We start from the raw sequence: 26,134 nt of genomic DNA, 5'->3' as shown, positions 1-26,134 counted from the left end.
GGAATGAAAATCTCGGTTAGCGTTTGGAGCTGCCATAAATATTTGTATGATGGATCTTGGCAAAATGCGGATTTTATCGACTACGCCGCATCGATAGGGGCGCAGGGCGTGGAACTGCTGAGCATTTTCTGGGATAAGGAGCGCGACGTGCCGGCGGTTCGCGAAGCGCTGTCCCGTACGGGCGTAAAGCTTGCTTGCTTCGGCGCATGCAACGATTTCGTGAAAACGACGGCCGAGGAGCGCAGTGCGCAGGTGCAGGATATTGTGCTCGCGGTCGATATGGCCGTAGAGTTTGGCGCAGAGGTCGTTCGCGTATTCGCAGGCGACCGCAAGGAAGGCATCAGCTACGAGCAGGGTAAAGGCTGGATCGTAGAAGGGCTGAAGCAGGGGGCTGCCTACGCGGAGAGCAAGGGCGTGGTGCTCTGCTTGGAGAACCACGGCGTGTTCGCGGGCAAGGCGGAGCAAGTGCAGGAGATCATCAAGCTGGTCGGTTCGCCGGCGCTTCGCAGCACGTTCGACATGGGCAACTTCCTGCTCGTGGACGATGTGCCGTCGCAGGCAATCGAAGCGCTGCAGCCGCTGGTCCGGCACGTGCACGCGAAGGATTTCGCGCGCGTGGGCGAGGAGCAGAAGGAAGGCGTACTCCGTGCGCTTAGCGGGCAGCCGTTCATCGGTGCCGTACCGACGGAAGGCGACGTTGGCGTTGCCCGCATCGTCGCCAAGCTGGCCGAAGGCGGCTACGACGGCTGGATGAGCGTCGAGTATGAAGGACTCGAGGAGCAGAAGAGCGGCACGGCCCGCTCGGTGGAGAAGCTTAGCGCTGCGGTCGCGGCAGCGAAAGCTTAATGATCTTTGTATTTTACAGGTTTAAATAAAAACTTCGGATCACGGCGTATGCGTCATATGCGCCGGCGATCCGAAGTTTTTTTATTGGGTATCAGCGGTATTCTCTGCTGCTAGAACTTCTAATTTTACCGCGTAAGTCGCATAATCGTCATCCGACCAGCTTGCGTTGATGACCAGGATATAAATGCCGGGCTCTGATGGAAGCAGAAGCTTATTCTCTTGTTTCGGAAGCGGTGTGTTAGTTTGATTCGCCCAGAGTCCGCCCGACACTGTGCGTGGCGGAAGATCATAAAAGTCAGTCGTTAGCGTGGCGCCTGGTTTAACGGCGTAAAGGATGCCGTCCTTGACCAAGTCATTGGGTGCGGGAGCGTCGGCAATCGAATTTCTCCAACGGTAGGAGCCTTTAATGAGCTTAATCTCCTGATTGTCAACAATGGCCATGGCTTCTGGAGGTGCTTCATATTGCTCGATCAGCTCTGCAGCAGAAGGCTTCTCCGCCTGCTTCGCGCAGCCGATTGTCCCAAACAAGGTAACAATTAAACCGAGGACCAGCATCGTCCATCTTCGCAAAACTTCACCCCCCTTGTTTCTTAGACGAAGCGGCATGTGGATAGGTTGCCTTGGTGAACGAAAAAAAGCCGTGCCCTGCATGCAGATGCTTGGGGGCACGGCCTTTTTGGAAATTAACGCTTTGTACCTTGAAGCTTAACGGATACCGTCACGTTTGTATACACTTCAGGAGATGCTGCCGACGCGATGGTTACCGTTAGTTTAACGGTGGTCGTGCTGCTTGGTTTTGCTTTGAACAAACCATCTGCCGTGATGAGCGAAGGATTGCTGCTGCCCGTTACGGCGTAAGTAATGCCATTTGCAGTCGGAAGGATCAGCACCGGCTCGTTCGGCGTAAGGTTGTTCGTTATCTTGGCTTTAAAAGCAGTCGCGGCCTTTTTGACCAATAGAGCATCCGCATCGGTTTGAACGCCGAAGGTGGTGAGCGCGGAGAAATAAATCGGGTTTCCGGCTGCATCCGTTTCTAGGTACAAACCGCCGTTCTCGTCGATGCCCAATTGCAAAGCGTTCACGTTCAACCGGTAGGTGCCGTCTGTCAGCTTTGCCGTAACCGGGCTTCCGTTTTTCATAATCAAATTGCCGTTCTCATCGACAGGATAGTAAGCGGTACCCAAGCCGGCAATCTGGAAGGTACCCGGTTCGATGAAATGGAGACCGCTATCATCCATATTGAGGAAATCCGTATAAATGCCGAGCAAATTGTCTTCCAAATCATAGATCTCCACATCGAGATAGTTGCTGTTGTCGGCCTTCAGTTCGAAGCTGGCATTCATCGACTCCTGAACGCCTTCAATTCCTTCAAAGGCAGGCGAAATGACTTTCGGTGCAACCTCGAATTGCTGCAGCCCAAGACCGCTGTCCGGCGTTTCATCTCCGACATGTACGGCAAAAGGCAGGTGCAGCGTCGGCAAGCCGGCGCTTTGCAGCACGACTTCCCCTTCATAAATGCCCTCAGCGGCATTCGCGCGAGGCGCAAGCGATAAGGTGAATGGCGTCGCGGCGTTTGCGGCAGCAGTGACGGTCCCGTTAGTCAGCCCTTGCAGCGAAACGTCGATGGCGGATGGGTCCGGCGTATCCAAATAGGAGCTGACATTGTTATGCATGACGACGGCTGCCGTATAGGTGACCGCTGAGTCTGAGGTGTTCTTCAGCTGCAGCTGCCCGGACGCGGCTGCTTCACCGGCATCCATAAGGCCGAAGCTGGCGCTGTCGCCATAGTTCGTTACCTCAACCGGCTGCAGGTTCTTGTTGTAAATGGTTAGCTCATCGATCGTTTGCAGTAACGCCGGTGTTTCGATCGCATTGGCAATATTGACGCGGCCTGCGCCTTGAGTGTAGACATCATACAGCTGGCCGCTTTCGTCGTAAGTCGAATCCGCCGTATTCGCCAGAGCGGCACGAACATCGAACGGCGTCCAGTCCGGATGCTCTTGCAGCAGCAGCAGAGACAGGCCGGCGACATGCGGCGTAGCCATACTCGTACCGGAAATGCGGTTATAGGCTTCATCGTAATCCGCTTTCCTGTCAAATTTGCCGTACATCGGCCATGTGGACATGATGCTTACGCCCGGCGCGGTGAAATCCGGTTTAATGCCGAATGCGCTGTCCGAATTCGGGCCTCTCGAGCTGAAGGTCGCCATATGGTCGCCTTCGGCAACCGAGCCTTCAAATCCGCTGAAGCTAAACGTCAGCGGCGTATCCGGCGCCGCGATAATGGAGCGGGCAAGCGCGCGGCCTTCCGCGCCGGACATGTCGTAGGTCGGAATGAAGTCGAAGCTGTCGCCGAGGAAACCCAGGCTTCCGATAAAGCCGTCACGGCCTGCGACGGATTCCGAAAGGTCAGCTTGCCCTTCCGCATTGGCGTTGCCATTGAATATAATCGCGGCTTTGGCGCCGTGACTCTTCGCGAAAGCGATTTTATCGACGAATGGAATAATGCCGCGTGAGATGAGCACGACTTTGCCGGTTACATCGATTCCTTCATAATCTTGCACGTTTCCAAGTCCTACATATACCGCATCCAGCGGAGCTGCGCCAAGCAAATCGCTAAAGTTTTCTTCCGTTGTGCGCCACCCCATAGCGTGCAGCTCATAGGACGCTGCGCTCAATGAGCTGGAGAAGTCAGCCTCAAACCGGCTGCCCGGGCTTGTCGCGGCACCGACCGAAATGCCAAGCTGAGAAGTGGCCGGAGTTCCCATCGTATAGTAATAAGGATATGCGTCGCCAGCATTGCCGTTTGCGACAACGACAACGGTGCCGGCAAGCACGGCGTTATTGACCGCGATCGCATCCGGGGAATTCGGATCCTTGTCGCCATCCGCGCCGAGAGAGAGGTTAAGGACATCCATTCCGTCCCGGACAGCGCGCTCGATGCCGTCGATGACCGTCGCCGTTGTGCCGGAAGAGTTGCCGTCCCCGGTAGCGGAGAGTACTTTATACACATATAAATCAGACTCGTAAGCGATCCCTTTCTGTACGAGGCTTGACGTCTTGTTGGCCGCTCTGCCGACGATGGTGCCCGAAACATGCGTGCCATGCTCCGTAAAGGCTTGATTCACGGGATCATAATCTTCATATGGATCGCTATCTTGATTAGAGGAATCATAGCCGCCTTTATAAGCACCGGCTAAATCCGGGTGTTTATAGTCGACGCCGGTGTCGATGACGCCGACTTTGAGCCCTGCTCCCGTTAGGCCTTTCGCCCATGCGGCGTCAGCGCCGATTTGATGAATCGGATTCGTATCGAACGGAGTGTCGCTTTCTTCTGCAGATGGTTCTTGAACGGGAATAGGTGTGTATGTACGGTTCTCATAAACGGACAGTACGCCCGGGAGTTTAGCGAGCTCCGGAATCTGGTTGGCGGGAATCGAAACTTCAAGACCGTTCAAGACCGTCTTGAATTGATGGTGCACTTTTATTTTCAGCCCTTTTTTAGATGCCGAGCCGATGAAGGCGGTTTGCTCTGCTTGCAGGGCGCTTTCGGTAGATTCGGCTGCAAGTTTGCCAGCCCCGGCCTTAGCCGCGAATTTGCCGACTGCGGTCGGTTGACTGCTTAACCGTACGATGACGCGAGTCTCGGCGGCTGAATCGGTCTTCAGATTCGGAGAGATGAATGCGGGTTTCAGGCTGACGGATTTGGAGATGATGGCTGCAGACGGGACGGAAGAGCTGTTTTGCTTACCGGGAAATTTCGGGTGAAATAAATGGGGACTGGAGGGAGTGGCCGACGAGATTTGCGGTAGTACCATCGTTGCGAGAAGTGTCGAGCACACCGTAGCGGACGTTAGCTTCAAGAGCCGTTTTTTGAATGACAAATAGCCTCTCTCCTTCGCCTATGAAAGTATTAAATTGGATGCAGAAAGATTCTATCACGGCCTTTATTCGGTTTCTAATTAAATTTTATTAAAACTAGGGATAAAAATTGTAGTAGATTAGAAGTAAGGCTAATCCACTACATGAACGGGGTTTGTTATACGTGCAAAGAGAAGCGCTGGGCAGCTATATATCGAACCTTCAACTGCATATATCGGAGGCGGCATTTTTCACCTGTACCTCCAGCTGGTATCACATGGACGTTCTATCGGACTTTAACCGGCTCTATTATTTCCTGGGTGATGGCGGGCATGTGAGGATTGGCGATGAGGAGCTGTATCCGAAGCGCGGTCAGCTTGTCGTGCTGCCTGCGGGTACCATGCTGTCATTGCGAACACTGGAGGGAAGGGTGTTCTCCAAGTTTTTTTGCCACTTTAACGCCAGAGCGGGCGAGCAGGAGCTGTTCCAGCTGCTGGATACGCCGAGTTGCGTCGATGTGCTTGATGAGGACGCCACGACACGGCGGTTCGGCGAGTTCGTGCACCATTACCATCAGGGCACCCGGTTGACATCGATGCTGCGCGCAAAGCTGCTGCTGCAGGAGCTGCTCTGCGAGTTTCTGGAGCAGGGCGGAGGCGTTTCTTTGCGGCAAACGGCGGCAAGCGGGCCGCTCGACAAGATAAGCCAAGTGCTGGCGTATCTCGATCATCATTTGTCGGACGACGTGAGACTGGACCAGCTGGCGGAGCTCGTCCATTTTCACCCGAACTATTTGATTCGGCTGTTCAAATCGGTCACGGGCTGCTCGCCGATCCAATATTTGAACCAGCGGCGGATGGAAAAGGCGAAGCAGTGGATGCTGGCGACCGATATATCCGTGTCGGAGGCCGCCGAGCGGATCGGCAGCTCGCTCTATCAGTTCTCGAAGATGTTCAAGCAGCATACGGGCGTAAGCCCTAGCGATTACCGCAAAATGATGCGCGATCAGCGACCGCCGCAGTGAACGGCGGGAACCGCAACGCAGCTCAAAGAAGCCCATTGCCGCCGCAAAGGCGCAAAGGGCTTCTTTACACTTATCACCGCTTCCACGTATCCAAAGCAGGTTGCGCGAACCTCTCAATCGGAATCTCGCCGACCAAGGTCTTCCGACAGCCTCTTATTTGCCCCGCTCACGGTGTATAGTCCGTCACTTCGCTGCCGACCTGATTCCAGGCCGTGCCGAAAGGAGCGTACGCAGCCGTCTTCGAGAACGGCGGACGGCGCTTCGGCAGCCGATACGCGGCAGGCTCGCAGCGCACGATTTCCTTGCGCTCCCCGCAAACCATGATGCCGGTGTCGTTGAACAAATTGTCCGCCAACTGATACGCGTCATCGGCCCTGTACGAAATGACGATGCCCCGGCGCTCCTTGCCGGACAAGTTTACGGGCGAGCCGTGCAGCGTCAGACAGTGATGGATGCTGATGCCGCCAGCCCGGGGCGTAACGTGCACGATCTGGTCCTCGGGGGAATGCTCCCAACGCTCAGGCTCTTGGCAAGCCGCGGTAAAATAACCGTCGACCGAATGATCGAGCATGCCGAGCTTATGACTGCCTTTCACCATCTGCATGCAGCCGTTCTCCGGCGTGGCGTCGTCAAGCATGATCATCACGGAGAGCAAGTCGGTATTCGTGTGCGGGTAGAAAGCGAAATCCTGGTGCCAAGGAAACATGCCGAGCCCTTTGGACGGCGGCTTCGTGGCTAGCTTGGAATGCTGAATTTGGATGTCCGGACCGAGTAGCGGAACGATTTTGGCGACGATGGCGGGATGTCTGGCCAGGTCGAGCAGCGCGGGATGCATCGCCGTCAAACCGAGCAGATGAACCGTTTCTTGCTTGTACCTCTCGCTCGACCGCTTCGATACGACCGCGTCGCTCGCGCAAATCTCCCGATAGAGCTCGACTTCCTCCGGCGCAAGCACGTCGTCGAACACCAGAAATCCGTTCTCCCAATACCGTTTCACTTCCTCCGTGGTTAGACCGGTATTCCGTTCGGGCATGAACGCAACACTCCTTCTCCGTAGCATTTATTGGTTGTATAATGAAGTCAATTGTAAGCCGAAAGCGTTGCCCGCAGCGATTATCAAATGGCTCTTTTCTTGCATTAAACGGAGAATGGGGAAGCAGGCGAGCATGCAGTGCAAGTTCGACTTTTTGTTCTACTCAACGCATCAGCCCGGAACCTACGTGGACATGCACAAACATAATTGTTATGAGCTGGTCTATTATGTAAGCGGTACCGGAATGATGAACCTGAACGGCGAGTGGTATCCTTACAGCGCCAATACGATTACGCTGACAAGGCCCGATAACCTGCATGATGAACGGCACGATACGAGGACGGACGTCATCTTTATCGGCTTTACCTACGACGATTATCCGGTACCGCTCGCCAACGGCATCTATATGGATGACGAACGGAAGACCTTGCTGACGCTGTTGCTGCAGATGAAACAGGAGATGCTGGAGAAGAAGCCGCTGTTCAGCGTGAAGCTTGACATTTTGACGCAGCTGATCGTCATCGAGCTGGAGCGCTCGGGCAAAAAGGTGTCCGCGTTGCCGGACAGCGAGAAGCTGCTCCATTCCCGCTTATACATTGACGAGAATTTCAGCCAAAAGCTCAATATGCCGCAGCTGGCTCAAATTTCGGGCTACAGCTATGATTACTTCCGGCATCTGTTCAAGCGCAGCACCGGTTTATCGCCGGTGCAGTATTTGATTCAGAGGCGGGTAAGCCAGGCGAAGCTCGAGTTGGTCAATACCGACAAGAAGCTGGCATCGATCGCGATGGACTGCGGCTTCTCGACGACCTCCCAGTTCAGCAGGCTGTTCAAGGAATTGACCGGCGAGCAGCCGGTCGCCTACCGCAAACGGACGAGAAGCCGATCGGGAGCCGGTTCGCAGACAGCCGGAATAGAGGGAATCGAAAAAACATTCTTGATTGTCGATTGATAACTCCGATTTGGGCCAAGTAACGCTTCTGGCAACCGTTAGATTTTAAGAAAGGCTATTTATGTGCAAATAAGCGCTGGAGCATCCGTTAGAATTTTTAGGCGCTCACTCACACCGCGTACACGCTAACCATATAAAAGTCGACGGGCCCGCCAAATAAACAATGGTGGGATTCTCTACAATCTAAAGGAGCGGCCCTGCGGGCCGCTCCTTCTCTTGCCTATCTAAATCCCCATGCGCGTCAGCGCGCCTTCGAAGGAAACGTCAATGCTGTCGTCGCCGGTCACATAACGCCACAGCTTCGCGCGCTGCATATGGTCGAGGCGGCCCTCGTTGCCTTGCCAGCGCTGGTAGCCTTGCTGGATGATGCGGGAAACCTCAGGGTCGCGGTAGCCTTCGAGGTTAAACAACCCGCGCTGTTCTTGGCCAGGACGGAGGCGGAGCTTGAACACGTAACGCGTCTTGTCCGTATAGTTCGGCTGCGCGCAGTGCCACATGCCGTGGTGGAGAATGGCAAGCGTGCCGGCTTTACCGGCGAGCTGCCGCTGGCCGACAATATTTTTATACCGGGCTAAGCTGAACGTGTTGATGCGGCGCAGATGCGAGCCCGGCAAAATGAGCGTCGGCCCCATTTCCGGCGGCGCATCGTGGGAGAAGTAGAACAGCTGGATGTCGAACGCATGCGGACGGACATCGATGATGGAATCGCCATGCCAATCCTGCGCGATCGGATAGTTGGCGGGAACGATGTGTTGAAAAGAATGGTCATAGACCGGCTCCAGGCCGACCAAGCTCTGGATAATTCCCTGTACCTCCGGCAGTTCAAACACTTTGCGGATATGCTTCGATTCATTCCAGAACGTGTGGCCCTGGCTATGCCGGATTTGTTCGCCGTAAACAAGCTCGTTGAGCTCTTGCGGTATAAAAGCATCCAGCAGCAGGTAACCGTCCGTGACGAACTTCGCCATTTGCGCGGCCGTGAGCAGATGCATCGGATCGGCAGGGGTCATATTCAAGCGATTACTCATGGATAGGCACCTTCCTTTCGAGCACGTATTCGTAAGGCAAATGGCCGGTATCATGCTCCTGGCCGAGCGGATATTGCGGCAGCGCGGGCACTTGGATGACATTCCAGCCATCCCTCATCGCATGAAGGATGGATTTGTAAGGCGGCTCGGAAGAGTCGCCGGCGTTCATGGGGATTGCATCCTCCGGCGCGGCGCCGTCGTACAGGGACCAAGCGATGGCAGGGGATTTTAAATCCGGTGTCGTTAAGTGCAGGAACAAGATTTGCTGTCTCAAAATCAAGCGGGACGCCTCCTTCAATCGATCTGCTATCATTGTATGAGCTTGGATACCTCGTGTGGATATGCAAGATTAAGATCGATTTGTGCAATATTAATCATTGCATCTCCCAATTAAATTGTTTACAATAATATTGTATAAAATATAAACGGGGTGACGGAGCATGAACGTATATGATTTCAAGGTGCAGACGGCCAAGGGCGAATTGAAATCGCTTGCCGATTACCGCGGCCAGGTGCTGCTCATCGTCAATACAGCGACCAAATGCGGGCTAACGCCGCAATTCAAAGAGCTGCAGCGGCTTCACGAAACCTATAAGGATGCCGGTCTGACGGTGCTAGGCTTTCCATGCAACCAGTTCCACCAAGAGCCGGTCCAGAACAGCGAAATGGCGCAGACATGCGAAATTAATTATGGCGTGACCTTCCCGCTTTTAGCCAAAATCGACGTGAACGGGCCAAACGCCGACCCGCTGTATAAATATTTGAAAAAGGAGGCCTCCGGGTTCTTCGGCTTAGGAGGCATCAAGTGGAATTTCACGAAGTTTCTTGTGGATGCGGAAGGGCGCGTCGTAAAGCGGTATTCGCCGTACACCAAGCCGCTGAAGTTCGAAGCGCATATTCAGAAGCTGCTTGAGCAGGCGAGTCAGAAGAAGACGGCGGCGAGGTAACGGGAGACATCATAAAAGCGAGGAGCGCTTACCGCTCCTCGCTTTTATGCTCCTCGACGCCATCGTCCACAATGCGGTGCCCATGCGTATACACATTCATTTCACTGCCGCGGATGAACCCGGCGCAGGTAATGCCCAGATCCTCCGCGAGCTTGAGCGCAAGATCGGTAGGCGCCGACTTTGAGAGCAGGATGCCTACTCCGATTTTGGCTGCCTTCAGCACGACCTCGGAGGAGAGCCGCCCGCTGAAGGCGATGATTTTGTCCGTAACGGCAAGCCGCTGCCGAAGCGCATAGCCGAACAGTTTATCGAGCGCGTTGTGACGGCCGATATCGGTACGGACGGCAAGCAGCTCGTCTGCGGTGCAGAGCGCCGCGTTGTGCACGCCTCCGGTAAGCTTGAACTCGCCAGAACTGCTTTGCAGCAGCCGCATCAGCGCGATGCACTGCGATGGCGTCAGAACCATGCGGGACATCGAGGTGCGGGCCGTACGGGCATCGTTGTGAAAATAGAACTGGCGGCTCTTTCCGCAGCACGAGCCGATAAATCGTTTGGACACGTCATCCTTGCTCGTCGACTGCTTATTGAAGAGCTCGACATAGACGAAGCCGCGCTCCTCATCGATTCGAAGCGATTCGATCTCTGCGGCTTGCCTGATGATGCCTTCGGAGGCCAGAAACCCGACGGTCATTTCCTCCAAATCGGTCGGCGAGCAGACGATCGTCGCGAAATCCTCGCCATCCAGCCGTATCGTTAGCGGGTACTCCGTTGCAATATCGTCCTCCTGCAGGGAGGCCGCACCGCTGCTATTATATTTGCGAATGCGCCATTTGGCGGTGATGTTAGGCAGCATCTTCGTTCCCTCCCCGTCAGCGATGCTATTCTTCGTCACTGATCTCCTGGTCCAGTTCCGCGATCCGTTTCTCCACGTACCGGGTATCCTTCAGCGCATGATAGGTTTCCGCACGCTCCAGTACGACTGCTGTATTGTACTCTGGAATACCGGCGAAAGGTTCATACACCTTCTTCGGCACCAGCGGGTTGCACTCCGGCCAGTACAGCCCAAGATTGCCGTCAGCAATCTCGGCAAACCGAGCCCGTCCGTGGAAGGTGCCGCAGCTATTGTAGAGCACAACCGCTTCGCCCTCGGTAACGCCATGCTTCGCCGCATCGCTCTTGCTCATAAGCACATCATAGCGGTCCGCCGCGTTGAACGGGTCCTTGCTGCTATAGAGCATGCTGTTGAATTGCTTGCCGCGGCGCGACGTGATGTAGAAATGGCCCTCCGGCTTGCGCAGCTCCGGCAGCTCGACCGAAATCAGCTGCCCGCGTCCGTCCTTCGTCGGGCAAATGCCGCCCTCGCACAGCCAAGCGCCGCCCCATTGGAACACATCACCCTTGTTCTTCAGATGCTGGATGCCGTCGTAATTCGGCGCGGCTTTGGCGATTTCCGCGCGCACCGCATGCGCGTCTTTGAAACGAACGAGAGCTGCGCGCTCCGGATCGACGCGCGCGGCCAGGTCGCAATAAATCTGCCACTCGGTGCGCGCTTCCTCGATGCGGGGTCCGGCGATTTCCGGCGAGAAATAGACCATCCGCTCGGTGGAGGTGGAGGTCCCGCCGCCCGGCTGCTCGTAGCGGGTCATGGCCGGCAGAACGATGACAGCTTCCTTCGCGTCAGTCAGCGTCGAGGTATTGAGCACGATGTCCTGGTGGACGCGAACGTCAATTGCCTCCAAGCATTGGCGGACAAAATCCGGATCCGGCATCGTCTCGAGAAAGTTGCCGCCGGATGTGTAAAACACGTTCAGCTTCCGTTCGTGATCCTCCGGCAGCAGCGCGTTCTCCAGCGTGACGCCGACAATGTCGCCCTGCCACGGCGGCAGCTTAAAGCCCCAGACGCTCTCGACGCGAGGGATGTCCGCCCCTTTGTATTCGCCTCCGGGCAAGCTGAACGGGTCGGCACCCATTTCGCCAGAGCCCTGCACGCCGCTGTGCCCGCGGATCGGCATCAAGCCGCAGTGCTCGCGGCCAAGGAAGCCGCGCAGCAGGGCGAGATTGGCAACCTGCGAGATGTTGTCCGTGCCGAAGCGGTGCTGCGTGAGTCCCATGCTCCAGACGAATACGCCGGACTTCGAAGCAGCCAGCAGCTCGGCGAATTCGGCCATCCGCTCTCGCGAAATGCCGGAGGAGCGCTCCAGCTGCGCCCAGTCCTGCTGCTTGACATGCTGCCGCAGCTCTTCGTAGCCGTTCACATGCTCGCGAATGAATTTGCGGTCGATCGCGGAACCCGGCTTCTCGACTTCCATGGCGAACCAGTGCTTCATGATGCCATGCATGAAGGCGATGTCGCCGCCGATGTTGACTTGGTAGAAGTCGTCGGCAAGCTTGGTGCCGAACAGCGCGGATTCCGCGATCGACGGCACCCAATAACCGTCCATAGCCGGTTCTCTGTAAGGGTTGATCACGATGATTTTCGTGCCTTTGCGCTTGGCGGCATACATATATTTGGTCGAAACCGGTTGATTATTAGCGGCTACGCTGCCCCAAAAGACCAGCACGTCGGTGCCGATCCAGTCCTTGTAGTTACAGCTGGAGGCGCCGATGCCGACGGAGCGCTTGAGCGCCGTCTTGGACGGGGAGTGGCAGATGCGCGACGCATTGTCGATGTTGTTCGTCCCCAGGAAACGGGCGACCTTGCCCGCGACATAATAGGATTCGTTCGTGATGCCGCGCGCCGTCAAGTAGAAGGCCAGCTGCTTCGGATCGATCTTGCGGATGCGCTCCGCAATCAGATCGAGGGCTTCATCCCAGGATATGCGGCTGAACTTACGTTCTCCATTGCGGCGGATCAACGGATACGGCAGCCGGCCGAGCTTGCGCAGCGCCGTGCTGTCCATTTTGCGCAGCTCGTCGATGTCGGCGTGCAGCACATCCGGCTTGATCGCCGGCATCGTATTCAAGCGCAGCAGGTTGAGTCTGGTCGTGCAGACGTGCGGGCCCGCAAGCGTCTGATCGTACAAGCCGGAGACGCCGAGCGCGCATCCGTCGCAGACGCCTTGCGTCAAAATCCGCAGCGCGTACGGCAGGTTGTCCCTGTTATCGGCCATCACTTTGATCGTATCGCGGATATGCTTGGGTTTGACTTTGCCGAGTCCGAACGGGATTTTGCTCACCCACAGCGTCGGATCGGGTTTTCCGGGCAGCTTGATCGGCCCGGTATGCTTGGTATTGCCCATCGCTAAAAGTGCCTCCTTGGTCGTTGTTTGCCGTGCGCTTTCCCGGGCAATAAAAAACCGCGGAGAGCCCGACCTTTTCTCATTCAAGAAAAATCGTCTCTTCGCGGTTAGTCTCTCGCAGGTTCGCTGCCAAGCGCCAACTCGTATCGTTACCGGCTGCTGCCGAATTTGCGCTCGATGTCCTGGTCGAACACAAACACCGACATGCCGAAATCTTTGTCGATATCAATATCTACGAACAGCTCCACGAAACGGGCGCCGAGCAGCTGTTCCATCTCCGTCGGCGGGTGATTGCGGTAAATGTCCTTCACCCACTGCGTTCTGGCCTCGCGCAGCATTTGCTTGCCGTCGTCCGCGGACGCGATAAACTTCTCGACCGGTGACAGGTTGCCATCCATTTCACAGATCGCCCAATGCTTGCAAAAGGTCGTCGTAATGCGGCTTGGGCCCTTGCCCATGTGCCGTTTGCGGAACGCCTTGACCAAATTGCTGAATTCCGCTTCCGTCTGATTCATCGTAAACTCGTAACCCCTCTTTTACCCGTGTAACCGGTGGCAGGATCGCTGCTCCGTATCAGGCGGAATAATCGAAAGCCTGTCTTCATCTTAGCAAGAAAGCGCAACCATGGCAATGCTCATGTGGCTTTAGCATGCGTTTGGGCCGTAAATGTGGTACGATTTTTGTACATAGAAAGGTTGTAGGGGGATCACGTTGATGAACACATTGTCTTACGGGCTGCTTAGCATGCTGGTGCGCAAGCCGTGCACGGGGTACGAGCTGACGAAGCTGCTCCGCTTGTTCTGGCAGGCGAAGCACAGCCAAATCTATCCGCTGCTTGCCATGCTGGAACGAGAGAATCTGGTGACCTTCGAGTTGATCGGGCAGACGGGCAAGCCGGACAAGAAGCTGTATACCATTACGGAATCGGGGGAGGGCGCGCTGCGGAGCTGGATTCTGGAGGCGCCTGCGACGGAGAATCTGGAGCGGGACGAGTTTCTCATTAAAGTGTATGCGGTCGGGTTGATCGGCAAAGCCGAGGCCATGCAGCTTTTTCAAGAGCGGTCGGAGGCGCTTCAGGAGCGGCTGCACCGGCTCGAAGCCGAGATGGAGCTCATGAACATGGACGAGGTCCGAGTTACCGATTACGCCTCCAAGCAGTTTGGCCGCTTCCTTCTCTACCGGCGCAAGGTGGGACTGTTGAAGGAGGAGCTGTCGTGGATCGATTGGGCGACTCCTTTGATTGGAAGAGTCTGAGGTTTAATACGGTTGCCGGTCATCGGCCGTATGTATTTCCGACAAAAAAAGTCGGAAATACCATTGACGCAATCATTGGACGAGTGTATTATCTACTTAAATTAAAAAAATGAAACAAAAGGGGATTCAACATGAGAAGAACATCACTGGTCATTTTTGTATTAACACTTACCTTGATGGTATTGGCGGCATGCGGAAACAAAACGGACAATACCGCAGCATCCACACAGCCGGCAGCCAATGAGCAAAGCTCGCTCGATAAGATCAAAGCGAGCGGTACGCTTCGGATCGGCACCGAGGGTACCTATGCGCCTTTCACGTTCCATGACGAGAGCGGCAAGCTTGTCGGATTTGACGTAGAGATAGCAGAAGAAGTGAGCAAGCGCTTGGGCGTAAAAGCTGAATTCATCGAAACGCAATGGGACGGTATTTTTGCCGGCCTGGATGCGAATCGTTTCGATACGATCTTCAATGAAGTTTCGATCCGCGACGACCGTAAAGAGAAGTATGACTTCTCCACGCCTTACATTGTATCCAAGGCGGTACTGCTCGTTCGCGATGACGACAATGAGATCACGAAGCTTGCCGATCTCAAAGGCAAGAAATCCGCGCAATCCCTGACCAGTAACCTGGCGGACATCGCGACTGCGAACGGAGCGGAAATCGTCGGGGTTGACGGTTTTAACCAAGCCATCGATCTGTTGATGTCCAAACGCGTAGACGCGACGATCAACGACAGCTTGTCTTTCCTCGATTTGAAGAAGCAGAAGCCCGACGTGAAAATCAAAATGGTAGACGAGACCTCGGATGCATCGCAAAGCGCGGCGCTCTTCCTAAAAGGGAACGACGAATTGGTTCAGGCCGTTAACAAGGCATTGGCTGATATGGTTAGCGATGGCACTTATCTGAAAATTTCAGAGAAATACTTCGGAGTGGACGTATCCAAATAAGAACGATCTCTAAAGAAGGATGACAAATGAATGAGTGACAACCAGATTCAGATTATTACGGATTCCTTCTGGCCCCTGCTTAAAGCGGGGGTCGTTTATACGATTCCGCTCACTTTAATCTCATTTACGCTGGGATTGGTTCTCGCCGTTATAACGGCGCTCGTAAGGCTGTATGCATGGGATTTTCTTAAGCCTGTTGCCAGATTTTACGTCTGGGTTATTCGTGGAACACCGCTGCTGGTGCAATTATTCATCATCTTCTATGGCTTGCCGAGTGTCGGGCTGACGATAAACCCCTTCCTGTCCGCAATTATCGGATTTACGCTTAGTGTCGGCGCTTACGGCTCCGAGATTGTGCGCGCAGCGATTATCTCCATCCCTAAAGGCCAGTGGGAAGCCGCTTACTCCCTTGGGATGACGCGCTGGCAGGCGCTCCGCAGAATCATTCTTCCGCAAGCGGCGCGAGTAACCGTGCCGCCGCTCGGGAATTCCTTCATCAGTCTCTTGAAGGACACCTCGCTCGCTTCGGCGATTACGTACGTGGAAATGTTCCGCAGAGCGCAGCAGGACGTTGCCAGGACATACGAGCCGATGTTGTTATACTGTGAAGTAGCGCTTATCTACCTGCTCTTCTCCACCGTTCTTTCAACGCTGCAAAATATCGTAGAGAAACGTTTAGATCGTTCTTCGGTGAGCTAGGGGGCGTCATTTGTGATTAAACTTCAAGGCTTGCATAAGGCTTACGGCAAGCATCAGGTATTAAAGGGGATTGACCTTGAGCTGCCGAAGGGCAAGGTGCTGGCCATTATCGGTCCATCGGGTTCAGGTAAAACGACGCTGCTCCGTTGTTTGAATCTATTGGAAGTACCGGATAAAGGCGCAGTCCAATTAGGCAGCGTATCTCTAAGTTTTCAAGAAGGTGTCAAGCTTCCTTTCAAGGATGTTCTTAGCTTGCGGAAACAGAGCGGGATGGTATTTCAGTCGTTTAACTTGTTCCCGCACATGACCGCGCTGGAGAACATCGTCGAGGCGCAAGTGACCGTGCAGAAGAAGAGCAAGCACGCCGCGCAGCTGCGAGCCCGCTCCCTGCTGGAGAAGGTCGGACTCGCGGATAAAGCCGATTCTTATCCGAACAGGCTTTCCGGCGGCCAGCAGCAGCGTGTAGCGATTGCCCGTGCGATGGCATTGGAGCCGGAAGTGCTGCTATTCGATGAGCCGACATCCGCCCTGGATCCGGAGCTTGTAGAGGAAGTGCTCAAGGTCATCAAGCAATTGGCGGCAGAAGGCATGACGATGGTCATCGTGACTCATTTAATGAGGTTCGCTGCAGAAGTAGCCGACCATGTCATTCTGATGGACGATGGACATATTGTAGAAGAAGGCGCTCCGCAAGAGGTGTTTCGCCAGCCGAAGAGCAGCAGAGCCGTTCAGTTTTTAAGTCGATTGGCAGAATAACGCATATGAAAAGCAAAAATCTCCGGGATGGCGCATGAGAGGCGTGAAGTGCACCCCTTAGAATGAACATTGGAAAAACCTCTAGGTTAATCCGATGAATTCTATGGGGTGCATTTTTTTATGGCAGTAAAAGGTCAGAAGTTTAAATCGTATTCAGAGGAATTGAAGAAGAAGCCGCTCCCCATTATTAAGAAATAAAAAGTCTAACGGTCACTTCTGACCGTTAGACTTGAAAATAGCGTATTCGACACATAAACTCAGCCCTAACTGTCATAAATGTCCATTAGAAGCTCGAAATTTAGAATTTGTGCCTCTAACGGTCATCTATGTCCGTTAGAATTTCTGCATCTATGACCCGATCACCGTAAGCTCCTTCGGGAACGACGTCAGCACCTCGACGCCGCTGTCCGTGACGAGCACATCGTCCTCGATGCGGACGCCGCCAATACCGGGCACGTAGATGCCCGGCTCGATCGTGAAGACCATGCCGCTGCGCAGCAGCTCTTGGTTCTGCCCGTGCACGGACGGATACTCGTGCACGTCCATGCCGAGGCCATGCCCCAGCCGGTGCATGAAGTACGGCCCATAGCCGGCGGATGCGATGTACTCGCGCGCCGCCTGGTCTAGGCTTGCGAGCGTCGCGCCGGGGCGGGTCGCTTCGATGGCACGCAGGTTCGCTTGCAGCACCGTATCGTAGATCTTCGCCTGCTCCTCCGAAATGTCGCCTACCGCGAATGTCCGCGTGATATCCGACGCATAGCCGTCCGCGTATACGCCCAGATCAAAGAGCAGCAGCTCGCCGGTTCGAACCTCGCGCGAGTCCGGCACGCCGTGCGGCAGCGCCGACTTCTCGCCGGCCAGCACCATCGTCGAGAAGGATGGACCGCTTGCGCCGTGCTTTTTCATCTGATACTCCAGTTCCGCCACGAGCTCAATCTCCGTCACGCCCGGCTTTACCTGCGCAATGCCGGCGCGCAGCACATCCTCGATAATCCGTACGGCGTGCTTCATTCGCGCCACTTCGTCCGGGGTTTTAATGACGCGCATCTCGCGCAGAGGCTCGTCGATGTCCGCATAAACGGCGGCGCCGACCGCTTGACTGATCGCCTCGAACCGGCTCACCGTCATAAAGTCCTTCTCCAGCCCCAGCGTCCGGATGCCCGAAGGCATGAGTTTGCCAAGCACCTCGTACGGGTTGTCGGTATCCGAATGGGTGTGGATCGCCTTCACGGACGACGCGGCCTGCGCGGCCTCGAAATCAAGAGCCGGCACGATTAGCAGCGGCTCCGTCCCGCGCGGAATAAGCAGACCGAGAAACCGCTCATGCGGATCGCTCGCAAACCCGGTTAAATAATACACATGCTTCGGCATCGTAATAAGCGCCGCATCGATCGCGTGCCGGTCCATATAAGCAGTCAGCTGCTCAATTCGAGTCTCCATAGGCAATCTACCGCCTTTCGTCATATCAATAATTAAGGATAATAAATAATCGCGTCATAGCGCACGATATCGTCGCCCGCATTGCGGTACAGATGCGGCTGATCCGCCGCGTACCGGACGGCGCTGCCCGCGCCTACCGTATAGGACGTGTTCTGAATCTCAATGACGAGCGTGCCGGTCGATACGAGAATATATTCCTCTACGCCGGGGCTGTGCGCCTCGGATTCGTGCATGCAGCCGGTATCCATTTCGACGGAGTATACTTCGAATTTCTTGGTCGGCTCGAACGGGAACATCGGGTAAACGCGGTATTGTCCGCCGGATTCGAGCAGCGGCTCCAGTTCATCCTTCGTAATGACGGCCACCTCGGAGGGAGGTTCTTCGATTAACGTGGTAAAAGAAAGCCGCAGTCCGTTTGCGATCTTCCAAATAATCGAGATCGTCGGACTCGTTTCGCCGCGCTCGATCTGACCGAGCATCGCTTTGCTCACGCCCGTAAGCTCTGCGACCTTATCCAGGCTGAGCCCTCTTGTTTGGCGAATCGATTTCAAATTCCGCCCCAGTTTAATATGTATTTGTTCCATGACTGCCTCCTGCAATGCTCTCCTATTTAGCCTATTGTAGCCGATGCGCGGTCAAAAGTCGAAAAAGTTTCGTGCGCTATAGCATACAAAAGTATTGTACGTCATAACATACGTATGTATAATATAAGATAAATGAAAGCGCTTAGATAGCTTGACCATCAAACCAAGCGAGAAGGGGAATACGATTATGTCCAGTCCATCATTAACCGAGTTTCTGCAGCGGAACCTGGAAGAATTGAAGAAGAACGGGTTATTTAATCAGATTAACGTACTGCAAGGCGGGAACGGACCGCTTATTCATATCGACGGCCGCGAGCTGATCAATCTTTCCTCGAACAACTACCTGGGTTTGGCAGGGGATGAGCGGCTGATTCAGGCGGCGGAGAAGGCTCTGCGCAAATACGGCGTCGGTGCCGGCGCGGTGCGGACGATCAACGGAACGATGGACGTGCACGAGGAACTGGAGACGAAATTGGCGCGTTTCAAGCAAACGGAGGCCGCTATCGCGTACCAATCCGGCTTCAACTGCAACATGGCGGCGATTTCGGCGGTTATGGAGGCCGGGGACGCTATATTATCCGATGAGCTTAACCACGCTTCGATCATTGACGGTTGCCGCTTGACCAAGGCGAAGGTCATTCGCTTCAAGCACTCCGACATGGAGGATTTGGAGAAGCAGGCGAAGGCGGCGAGAGAGTCCGGCCAGTACAACAAAATCATGGTCATCACCGACGGCGTGTTCTCCATGGACGGCGATATTGCGAAGCTCCCGGAAATCGTGGAGATCGCGGAGCGCTACGACCTCATCACCTATGTGGACGATGCGCACGGTTCAGGCGTGCTGGGCAAAGGGGCGGGAACGGTCAAGCATTTCGGCTTGTCCGACCGGGTTGATTTTCAAATCGGCACGCTGTCCAAGGCAATCGGCGTCGTAGGCGGCTATGTGGCCGGCAAAAGGGAATTGATCGAGTGGCTGAAGGTCAGAAGCCGTCCGTTCCTCTTCTCGACGGCAACGCCGCCTGCGATTGCCGCCGCTTGCATCGCTGCGCTGGATATTATGACGGACAGCGCGGAGCTGCAGGAGAAGCTGTGGAGCAACGCCGCTTATTTCCGCGAGGGGCTGAAGCAGCTCGGATTCAATACCGGCCATACGGCAACGCCGATTATTCCTTGCATCATCGGGGATGAAGTAAAGACGCAGCAGTTCAGCAAGGAGCTGTTCGAAGCGGGCGTCTATGCGAAAGCGATCGTATTCCCGACCGTGCAGAAAGGCACCGGCCGGGTGCGCAACATGCCAACCGCGGCACATACGAAAGAAATGTTCGACCGGGCGCTTACCGCTTACGAAAGCGTGAAGAAGCGGCTAGGCGTGTAGCACGGGCTGGCCCATCTACGGAGGAGGCGTACAACAGATATGAGAACGATATTGATCACCGGATCATCGGGCCAAATCGGCAGCGAGCTGGTCGCCGCGCTTCGCGCCCGGTATGGCGAAGAGCATGTCATTGCAACGGATATTAAGCCTGGCGGAGAAAGCCTCTCCGCGGGACCTTTCGAACTCTTGGACGTTAACAACCGGCAGGCCTTCCATGACATTGCCCAAAAATATAACGTCGACACGATCATCCACCTCGCGGCGTTATTGTCGGCAACGGCGGAGGCCAATCCGCTCTTCGCCTGGGAGCTGAATATGGGCGGCCTGCTGAACGCGCTTGAGGTTGCGAGGGAGCTTAAGTGCCAGTTCTTCACCCCGAGCTCCATCGGCGTGTTCGGACCGGATTCGCCTAAGGAGGGAACGCCGCAAGTCACCGTCCAGCGGCCGGTTACGATGTACGGCATTAATAAGCTGGCAGGGGAGCTGCTGTGCGATTATTACTTCCGCAAGTTCGGTGTAGATACGCGCGGCTTGCGCTTCCCGGGCTTGATCTCGCATCTCACGCCGCCGGGAGGGGGCACAACCGATTACGCGGTCGCGATGTACTTCGAAGCGGTCCGCTGCGGCGAATACTGCTCTTATATCAATAAAGGCACGTTCATGGATATGATGTATATGCCCGACGCGATCGCTGCCATCATCCAGCTGATGGAGGCCGATTCCGCCAAGCTCGTCAACCGCAACGCCTACAACGTATCGGCGATGAGCTTCGATCCCGAGCTGCTGGCCGCCGAAATCCGCAAGCTGCTGCCGGGCTTCAAGCTGACCTATCAGATCGACCCGGTCCGCGAGCAAATCGCCCAAAGCTGGCCGAACTCGCTGGATACGTCGGCGGCAGAACGAGAGTGGGGCTTCAAGCCGCGGTTTACGCTCGAGACGATGACGCAGGATATGCTGGTTCAAATTGCTGCGCGCACTATCGAGCCTCCCGGGGGGCATCCCATGAACGGCATTATGAAAGTGTCGTGAAGCGAGACAGATTTATAGAGAATCCCGCCATCGTTTTAACGGGCGGACTTGTCGACATCTATGGTTAGCGAATGCGCGGTAAGCATGAGAGAGCGCCTGAACTTTCTAACGGATGCTCCAGTGCTTATTTGTACGAGAATAGCCCTTCTTAATTTCTAACGGTCGCCAGAGGGGTTATTTGGCCCAAATCGGATGAATTCGCTGCCCAAATCGCCAAATAGCCTTTCTGAGAACCGTTAGCCTTTCAAAAGGGCCGTTCGAGGCTAAATAGCGTGCGTGGCAACCGTTAGCGTATGCGCGGCAGCATGAGGCAATAAGTCGAACATCCCGACTCGCGATAGATCCTTATTCCTTTTCGATGGCCTGAGCGGAGCAGCTGCTCCGCTTTTTTGTTTTTCTCCTCTAACGGCAACAGGTTACAGCAACGCCAGGGTTTCCGGCTCCGTGCTGAACGGTCCGCCACTGATCGCGCGGCACGGCCAGCGGATCTTGCCCCTCTCCGTCCGCCCCCACCGTTTATCTGCCTCCGATACTCTTTTACTTGCACGACGCCGAATATCACCCTTTAGTAATATCCATATTTGCTGACAGAAGGAGTCAGTGAACAGATGTACAAGCATATTCATTCATAGATTCATAGAATAGTGTGTTAGCTATCTTTTTGATTATGAGGTGATGAATAATGACTGTTCCTCGTCAAAGACTTACCAGTAATATAACGCAGCCTTTTCTTCGTTCAGGCATAGACAGAGGCACTGTTGCATTCAACGCTGCAAATGGTATCGGTACGAATGCAGGCATAGCGGCTATCTCCCCTTCATGGCCATCCTTAAAAAAATTCGACAATGATACGACGTTTACGATCGAAGCCCCCTTTGGAGTCGTTCCCAACCCCGATTATATTTGGATCGAGCCGGCTTCCGCCGGTCAAACGGCGGCATTTGCAAATGCTTCAAATGAAATTGATATTGTTGCAATTCCTGGTGATACTGACCCTGCAAGATTTAATATTACTTTGCTTGCTTTTGCGGATAGCGCTATGAATGTCAAAATCGAGCTTTTTCAACGGATTGGCTCTACTTTTATTAAAGCGCCCACACAACCGGCCGGGCTTGGCGATGTTTTTTTAACGGCAGGCACTCCCAATACGCCTATTACCGGAGTCACGGAGACAACACAACCTTTTAAATGGCAGGATGTTCGGATTTATTCGACTGTTTTCGAAATACCGACTCTTGTTTCCGCGGTTTACAAGCTCGTTATTTCATTTGCGGGAACCAATTACCTTCCGACGGATAATAACCTTTCTAACTTCAATCCAGCGGGAGTCATGTTTATGCTGGATTTCTTCGGAGCCTTTGGAACAAGTACTGCTGTAGGCTTGGGCAGGGATAACAGTGATTCGACTCATGTATTTATTGGTGACAGCAGGGAACAAGCGGCGTCGAATGCTGCAAATAATACAGGTATGAAGGCGGATCTTATATCGCGCTATCCTGTCTGGCCTTCGATCCAAAAGTTTGATAATGATACGAGCGAAACCGCGTTTTCTCCCTTAGGCAATATCCCCAATGCTCAATATATTTGGGATTTACCTACTGCTGCCGGTCAGACGGCATTCTTTGCAATTCCTTCTCTTATCGTGGGTCAAGGTACAGGTTTTGCTCCTGTATTGCTTACTTTTACAGTGGTTGCCTTCGCTGATAATGCGATGACGATGACCATTGAGCTCTTTGAACGAATAGCGGGCACTTTTGTAAAAGTCGATCCTCAGCCGCAGGAGCTGGGAAAGACTTTTATAGCAGGTTCCAATAATCCTGCGACCGGAATCACGGAGACTGCGCCGGCTAACTGGCAAAACATTCGTATGTTTTCTACGCTTACGGGTCCTCCTGAAGTAATAGGAGATGAAAGAATATTTGCATTTGTTGTTTCATTCGAGGTTACCAATTACCTTCCTACCGGTAATAACCCTGCAAACCCCAATCCGGCCGGTTTACTATTTGTGATCGATAGCTCGGTTGAAGTATTTGGACCTTAGGTTTCGAAGTTGAATAATAAAACCAAAACCCCAGTCGAAACTCGACTGGGGCTTGAGTCTTTTCGGTGTAAGACGGTCGTAAGCTAGCTGTAAGTGGACACATGGTACCATACATGTTGTTCCATACATAGGACAATTTTCCCGAAACCAGATGAGAGGTGATTTCAGGAATGAAGTGGCTAGTTCTCATTCACGTCATGTCAGCCATCATTGGGGTAGGCCCAACGTTTTTCATCCACACGCTATTCGGCAGGAAAGACAACATCGGCGAGCTTCGCTCTGCATTTAAGCTGGGCAGCAAGCTGGAGCTGTTTCCGAAGATCGGGGGATCGCTCGCGGTCATTACGGGTCTCATTCTTGTCTTTGCGGACGGCTGGGAGTTCGTCAGCTTCTGGATTCTCGGATCGCTGGCGCTCTACATCGCGATTCAGGTGCTTGTGATCGGATTTGCCGCTCCGGTGACAAAGCAGCTCGGCAAGCTGCTCGAGGATACGAAGAAGATCAGTGCCGACCAGGCAGTACCGGACGATCAGATCCGTTTGTTGAACAAAGCCAACAAGCTCTACTACGGGGCTACGGCGATGGGAACACTGCTGTTTATCTTCATGGTGCTGAAGCCGTTTTATTGATTGCATCGATCGGTGCTCCGTTTCAGGAGTGCCGATTTATTTTTTGTATATTGAAAAACCGGAGGGAATCCGTCAAACTGTTGGGAGTGGAAATTGCACAAATGAGAAATGGGGATCAGATATAGGATGAAGCAGGAACGAAAATGGATCTATTACCTCGGGCTCGTACTTGTTGCCGCGCTCTGGGGAGCTAATTTTGGCGTGTCGCGCAAAGCGATGGAGACGTTCGACCCGATATTGTTCGCGTTCTTGCGTTTCTCCATCTCGATGCCGATCTTCTTTTTGCTGCTGTACCTGAAAGAAGGCAGCATCCGCATACCGGTTAAAGCCGCTCTGCAGCTGGCTGCGATTGGACTCGTCGGCGTGACGGGCTTGGAAATCGCGGTGCTGTACTCGATCAAATATACGACGCTGGCGAACGCTTCATTGCTTAACGTCGCGCCTTGGCCGATCTTCGCGGCGCTGTTTGGCCCCTTGTTCATGCGGGAGCGGATGACATCGCGGCTAGTGGTCGGCGGAGCCGCCGCGATGGCTGGCGTTTGCCTGATTATTCTGGGCGGGGCGGAGGGCTTCGATCTCTCTTCGGAGAACATGATCGGCAATCTCCTGGCGCTTGGCGTAAGCATCATAGGCGCGCTTTATAACCTTGCCTGCATACCATTGATGAAAACCTACTCGGCGCTAAGGGTCAGCACATGGTACATCGCCTTCGGCGTGTTGTTCATGTTTCCGTTCACGCTAGGCACGTGGAGCAAGGTCGAATGGAGCTCGCTGTCATTCGGCTCTTATGCGAGCATTATGTATAATGTCCTGATCTGCACGATCTTTGCGTTCATCGTTTGGAACGCGAGCATGTTCCGCATCGGCGCGGCACGGGCGAATTTCTTCCGTTATGTCGTTCCGGCATCGGCGGTCGCGGCGGGATACTTCTTCTTCGATGAGCAAGTAAGCGGCTGGCAGCTTGGAGGTACAGTGTTTATGATTGCGGGGCTGGTGTGGATTAGTTTTGAGAAGAAAGAAAGCCAAGCCTCCTTCAGCCGAAAAAAGTCAGCATAAATTGGACGACCCCCGCTTCAACCCGAAGCGGGGGTCTTTTGTATGTGCGCGCGCTATGCTGTGCGCCGCATCTATGATAAGCGTAACCGCTAATGTCTTCCTACTTTCATAAATAAACTATGCACGAAAGCAACGAAAGCCCTAACCTCTCTAACGTCCTTGCGGTTCCTCGACCGCGCCAGTGTGAATCCGTGTTCCTTCAAGCAGCCGTTTCATTAAAAGGAAAAAAAATGTGGTGATCTGGGAGGGTAATCACTACGATTCGAGGAAAAAACCAGAGGTTACACTTGATACAACGTTCACTATTATACCCTCTGCCCAATTGAAAATCAATATGTTTATTACGGGAAATCAACGCATGACAGTTGTCATATGAATCCTATTACATTCATGCCTTACCGCCGAGCCGCGGATTTCGTATGCTAAGGACATCAAAGAAAGCCGATATGAGGAGTGAGCGAAACAGTGAAAGCAGCGATACAGCTAAATGGCGTCAGCAAGGTTTATAAAGAGAAGAAGGCTGTCGACGATTTGACGTTATCCATTGCGGAAGGAACGGTCGTGGCGCTGCTCGGTCCGAACGGGGCCGGCAAGACAACGACGGTTTCCATGATTCTTGGCATGCACCAGCCGACGAAAGGAACGGTAAAGCTGCTCGGCGGCGATCCCCGCGATCAGCGGGTGCGCGACCGGATCGGCGCGATGCTGCAGGATGTGAGCGTCATTGACGGGTTGAAGGTCGGCGAGACCATCGATTTGTTCCGCAGCTATTATAAGAAGCCGCTGCCGCTTGATTATTTGCTGAAAGTATCGAACCTGAAGGCGGAGAAAAACAAATTTGCTACCGCGCTTTCCGGCGGACAGCAGCGACGGCTGGGCTTCGCTCTCGCGCTTGCCGGCGATCCGGACGTGATTTTTCTCGACGAACCGACCGTCGGCATGGACGTGACTTCGCGGCAGCTGTTCTGGGATACGGTAAAAGCGATGGCCGGCCGAGGCAAAACGATCGTGCTCACGACTCACTACTTGGAGGAAGCGGACAGCGTAGCCGACCGGATCGTCGTGATCAACAACGGCAAGCTGATTGCCGACGGTACGCCTAGCGAGATTAAGGCCGAGACGACAGGACGCGTCATCTCGTTCGTAGCCGGTCAGGCAGTCACGACGGAAGCGTTGCTGGCGCTGCCGGGCGTGACGGATGTGGAATGGAGCGGCCGCAGAGTAAAGCTGTACAGCACGGACACCGACCGGCTTATCGTAGCGCTGGTCGAGAACCGGTTCGATATGCGCGATATTGAAATTCAAAGCGGCGGCTTGGAGGATGCTTTTCAAGCGCTCGTGCAGCAGGCGAATTAACGGCTGTGCGGTAGGGATAAACTAATGGGAGTGAA

Annotated in this window: 24 protein-coding genes; 14 read left to right on the top strand and 10 right to left on the bottom strand. The window is 54.3% G+C overall.

Features of this window, described 5'->3' with window-relative positions; all coding sequences use genetic code 11:
* The first annotated feature begins 3 nt into the window (after positions 1-3).
* Positions 4-846 (top strand): sugar phosphate isomerase/epimerase family protein, encoded by an 843-nt coding sequence (locus DL346_RS21015; RefSeq protein ID WP_112884335.1) that lies wholly within the window; start codon positions 4-6, stop codon positions 844-846.
* 81 nt (positions 847-927) lie between these two features.
* On the opposite strand, the gene DL346_RS21010 is transcribed toward DL346_RS21015, so the two are convergent.
* Both DL346_RS21010 and DL346_RS29790 read right to left on the bottom strand, forming a co-directional pair.
* A complete protein-coding gene (locus DL346_RS21010; protein WP_112884334.1) occupies positions 928-1,416 on the bottom strand; it encodes a hypothetical protein in 489 nt (162 codons plus the stop codon).
* Positions 1,417-1,529: 113 nt separating this feature from the next.
* The gene (locus tag DL346_RS29790) at positions 1,530-4,730 is read right to left on the bottom strand and encodes a S8 family serine peptidase (protein WP_112884333.1); all 3,201 of its coding nucleotides are present in this window, start codon (positions 4,728-4,730) and stop codon (positions 1,530-1,532) included.
* A gap of 161 nt (positions 4,731-4,891) precedes the next feature.
* Here DL346_RS29790 and DL346_RS21000 point away from each other — a divergent pair, with 161 nt between their 5' ends.
* Entirely contained in the window at positions 4,892-5,731 is an 840-nt protein-coding gene (locus DL346_RS21000; RefSeq protein ID WP_112884332.1) for a helix-turn-helix transcriptional regulator, read from the top strand.
* Between the two features lie 166 nt (positions 5,732-5,897).
* On the opposite strand, the gene DL346_RS20995 is transcribed toward DL346_RS21000, so the two are convergent.
* Positions 5,898-6,764: a phytanoyl-CoA dioxygenase family protein gene (locus DL346_RS20995; protein WP_165822606.1), complete on the bottom strand. Its 867-nt coding sequence runs from the start codon at positions 6,762-6,764 to the stop codon at positions 5,898-5,900.
* Positions 6,765-6,897: 133 nt separating this feature from the next.
* On the opposite strand from DL346_RS20995, the gene DL346_RS20990 reads away from it, so the two are divergent.
* The gene (locus tag DL346_RS20990) at positions 6,898-7,716 is read left to right on the top strand and encodes a helix-turn-helix domain-containing protein (RefSeq protein ID WP_165822605.1); all 819 of its coding nucleotides are present in this window, start codon (positions 6,898-6,900) and stop codon (positions 7,714-7,716) included.
* 224 nt (positions 7,717-7,940) lie between these two features.
* Here DL346_RS20990 and DL346_RS20985 read toward each other — a convergent pair whose 3' ends face one another.
* A complete protein-coding gene (locus tag DL346_RS20985) occupies positions 7,941-8,744 on the bottom strand; it encodes a phytanoyl-CoA dioxygenase family protein (protein WP_165822604.1) in 804 nt (267 codons plus the stop codon).
* Positions 8,737-9,024, bottom strand: coding sequence for a hypothetical protein (locus DL346_RS28820; RefSeq protein ID WP_133257551.1), 288 nt, complete (start codon positions 9,022-9,024; stop codon positions 8,737-8,739). Before DL346_RS28820 ends, DL346_RS20985 begins: the two co-directional genes overlap by 8 nt.
* Before the next feature lie 160 nt (positions 9,025-9,184).
* On the opposite strand from DL346_RS28820, the gene DL346_RS20980 reads away from it, so the two are divergent.
* Positions 9,185-9,691 (top strand): glutathione peroxidase, encoded by a 507-nt coding sequence (locus DL346_RS20980; protein ID WP_112884328.1) that lies wholly within the window; start codon positions 9,185-9,187, stop codon positions 9,689-9,691.
* A 28-nt stretch (positions 9,692-9,719) separates the two neighbouring features.
* Here DL346_RS20980 and fdhD read toward each other — a convergent pair whose 3' ends face one another.
* The 3 genes from fdhD to DL346_RS20965 all read right to left on the bottom strand — a co-directional run bounded on the left by fdhD (position 9,720) and on the right by DL346_RS20965 (position 13,445).
* Complete coding sequence (fdhD, locus tag DL346_RS20975; RefSeq protein WP_112884652.1) at positions 9,720-10,544, bottom strand: formate dehydrogenase accessory sulfurtransferase FdhD; 825 nt, start codon at positions 10,542-10,544, stop codon at positions 9,720-9,722.
* Positions 10,545-10,569: 25 nt separating this feature from the next.
* The gene (locus DL346_RS20970; RefSeq protein WP_112884327.1) at positions 10,570-12,930 is read right to left on the bottom strand and encodes an FdhF/YdeP family oxidoreductase; all 2,361 of its coding nucleotides are present in this window, start codon (positions 12,928-12,930) and stop codon (positions 10,570-10,572) included.
* Positions 12,931-13,079: 149 nt separating this feature from the next.
* Positions 13,080-13,445 (bottom strand): Na-translocating system protein MpsC family protein, encoded by a 366-nt coding sequence (locus DL346_RS20965; protein WP_112884326.1) that lies wholly within the window; start codon positions 13,443-13,445, stop codon positions 13,080-13,082.
* Between the two features lie 199 nt (positions 13,446-13,644).
* On the opposite strand from DL346_RS20965, the gene DL346_RS20960 reads away from it, so the two are divergent.
* The 4 genes from DL346_RS20960 to DL346_RS20945 all read left to right on the top strand — a co-directional run bounded on the left by DL346_RS20960 (position 13,645) and on the right by DL346_RS20945 (position 16,589).
* Positions 13,645-14,184, top strand: a complete 540-nt coding sequence (locus DL346_RS20960) for a PadR family transcriptional regulator (protein WP_112884325.1) — start codon at positions 13,645-13,647, stop codon at positions 14,182-14,184.
* 131 nt (positions 14,185-14,315) lie between these two features.
* A complete protein-coding gene (locus DL346_RS20955) occupies positions 14,316-15,134 on the top strand; it encodes an amino acid ABC transporter substrate-binding protein (protein ID WP_112884324.1) in 819 nt (272 codons plus the stop codon).
* Positions 15,135-15,164: 30 nt separating this feature from the next.
* Positions 15,165-15,833, top strand: a complete 669-nt coding sequence (locus tag DL346_RS20950) for an amino acid ABC transporter permease (protein ID WP_112884323.1) — start codon at positions 15,165-15,167, stop codon at positions 15,831-15,833.
* A 12-nt stretch (positions 15,834-15,845) separates the two neighbouring features.
* On the top strand, positions 15,846-16,589 hold the full coding sequence (locus tag DL346_RS20945; protein ID WP_112884322.1) for an amino acid ABC transporter ATP-binding protein: 744 nt from the start codon (positions 15,846-15,848) through the stop codon (positions 16,587-16,589).
* A 348-nt stretch (positions 16,590-16,937) separates the two neighbouring features.
* On the opposite strand, the gene DL346_RS20940 is transcribed toward DL346_RS20945, so the two are convergent.
* Together DL346_RS20940 and DL346_RS20935 are read right to left on the bottom strand one after the other, a co-directional pair.
* A complete protein-coding gene (locus DL346_RS20940; protein ID WP_112884321.1) occupies positions 16,938-18,029 on the bottom strand; it encodes a M24 family metallopeptidase in 1,092 nt (363 codons plus the stop codon).
* Positions 18,030-18,061: 32 nt separating this feature from the next.
* Positions 18,062-18,613, bottom strand: a complete 552-nt coding sequence (locus DL346_RS20935; RefSeq protein WP_112884320.1) for a helix-turn-helix domain-containing protein — start codon at positions 18,611-18,613, stop codon at positions 18,062-18,064.
* A gap of 187 nt (positions 18,614-18,800) precedes the next feature.
* Here DL346_RS20935 and DL346_RS20930 point away from each other — a divergent pair, with 187 nt between their 5' ends.
* From DL346_RS20930 to DL346_RS20905, 6 genes are all read left to right on the top strand, one after another.
* On the top strand, positions 18,801-19,988 hold the full coding sequence (locus tag DL346_RS20930; protein WP_112884319.1) for a glycine C-acetyltransferase: 1,188 nt from the start codon (positions 18,801-18,803) through the stop codon (positions 19,986-19,988).
* A gap of 39 nt (positions 19,989-20,027) precedes the next feature.
* Complete coding sequence (locus DL346_RS20925) at positions 20,028-21,017, top strand: NAD-dependent epimerase/dehydratase family protein (protein ID WP_112884318.1); 990 nt, start codon at positions 20,028-20,030, stop codon at positions 21,015-21,017.
* A 682-nt stretch (positions 21,018-21,699) separates the two neighbouring features.
* A complete protein-coding gene (locus DL346_RS20920; protein ID WP_112884317.1) occupies positions 21,700-23,058 on the top strand; it encodes a hypothetical protein in 1,359 nt (452 codons plus the stop codon).
* A gap of 170 nt (positions 23,059-23,228) precedes the next feature.
* Complete coding sequence (locus DL346_RS20915; protein WP_112884316.1) at positions 23,229-23,687, top strand: DUF2269 family protein; 459 nt, start codon at positions 23,229-23,231, stop codon at positions 23,685-23,687.
* 126 nt (positions 23,688-23,813) lie between these two features.
* Complete coding sequence (locus DL346_RS20910; RefSeq protein WP_112884315.1) at positions 23,814-24,743, top strand: DMT family transporter; 930 nt, start codon at positions 23,814-23,816, stop codon at positions 24,741-24,743.
* Positions 24,744-25,208: 465 nt separating this feature from the next.
* Entirely contained in the window at positions 25,209-26,099 is an 891-nt protein-coding gene (locus DL346_RS20905; protein ID WP_112884314.1) for an ABC transporter ATP-binding protein, read from the top strand.
* Positions 26,100-26,134: the final 35 nt, after the last annotated feature.

The sequence above is a fragment of the Paenibacillus montanisoli genome, assembly GCF_003268025.1.
In the GTDB taxonomy this organism is placed as follows: domain Bacteria; phylum Bacillota; class Bacilli; order Paenibacillales; family Paenibacillaceae; genus Paenibacillus_Z; species Paenibacillus_Z montanisoli.
The sequence above is the reverse complement of the archived record's forward strand: the minus strand, read 5'-3'. Positions and strand labels throughout refer to the sequence as shown.

What these genes read in the sequence shown, in the direction of transcription:
- DL346_RS21015 (WP_112884335.1), top strand. Translation starts at nt 4, where the DNA reads ATGAAAATCTCGGTTAGCGTTTGGAGCTGCCATAAATATTTGTATGAT.
- DL346_RS20995 (WP_165822606.1), bottom strand. Translation starts at nt 6,764, where the DNA reads ATGCCCGAACGGAATACCGGTCTAACCACGGAGGAAGTGAAACGGTAT.
- DL346_RS20990 (WP_165822605.1), top strand. Translation starts at nt 6,898, where the DNA reads ATGCAGTGCAAGTTCGACTTTTTGTTCTACTCAACGCATCAGCCCGGA.
- DL346_RS20985 (WP_165822604.1), bottom strand. Translation starts at nt 8,744, where the DNA reads ATGAGTAATCGCTTGAATATGACCCCTGCCGATCCGATGCATCTGCTC.
- DL346_RS20980 (WP_112884328.1), top strand. Translation starts at nt 9,185, where the DNA reads ATGAACGTATATGATTTCAAGGTGCAGACGGCCAAGGGCGAATTGAAA.
- fdhD (WP_112884652.1), bottom strand. Translation starts at nt 10,544, where the DNA reads ATGCTGCCTAACATCACCGCCAAATGGCGCATTCGCAAATATAATAGC.
- DL346_RS20970 (WP_112884327.1), bottom strand. Translation starts at nt 12,930, where the DNA reads ATGGGCAATACCAAGCATACCGGGCCGATCAAGCTGCCCGGAAAACCC.
- DL346_RS20965 (WP_112884326.1), bottom strand. Translation starts at nt 13,445, where the DNA reads ATGAATCAGACGGAAGCGGAATTCAGCAATTTGGTCAAGGCGTTCCGC.
- DL346_RS20960 (WP_112884325.1), top strand. Translation starts at nt 13,645, where the DNA reads ATGAACACATTGTCTTACGGGCTGCTTAGCATGCTGGTGCGCAAGCCG.
- DL346_RS20955 (WP_112884324.1), top strand. Translation starts at nt 14,316, where the DNA reads ATGAGAAGAACATCACTGGTCATTTTTGTATTAACACTTACCTTGATG.
- DL346_RS20950 (WP_112884323.1), top strand. Translation starts at nt 15,165, where the DNA reads ATGAGTGACAACCAGATTCAGATTATTACGGATTCCTTCTGGCCCCTG.
- DL346_RS20940 (WP_112884321.1), bottom strand. Translation starts at nt 18,029, where the DNA reads ATGGAGACTCGAATTGAGCAGCTGACTGCTTATATGGACCGGCACGCG.
- DL346_RS20935 (WP_112884320.1), bottom strand. Translation starts at nt 18,613, where the DNA reads ATGGAACAAATACATATTAAACTGGGGCGGAATTTGAAATCGATTCGC.
- DL346_RS20930 (WP_112884319.1), top strand. Translation starts at nt 18,801, where the DNA reads ATGTCCAGTCCATCATTAACCGAGTTTCTGCAGCGGAACCTGGAAGAA.
- DL346_RS20925 (WP_112884318.1), top strand. Translation starts at nt 20,028, where the DNA reads ATGAGAACGATATTGATCACCGGATCATCGGGCCAAATCGGCAGCGAG.
- DL346_RS20920 (WP_112884317.1), top strand. Translation starts at nt 21,700, where the DNA reads ATGACTGTTCCTCGTCAAAGACTTACCAGTAATATAACGCAGCCTTTT.
- DL346_RS20915 (WP_112884316.1), top strand. Translation starts at nt 23,229, where the DNA reads ATGAAGTGGCTAGTTCTCATTCACGTCATGTCAGCCATCATTGGGGTA.
- DL346_RS20910 (WP_112884315.1), top strand. Translation starts at nt 23,814, where the DNA reads ATGAAGCAGGAACGAAAATGGATCTATTACCTCGGGCTCGTACTTGTT.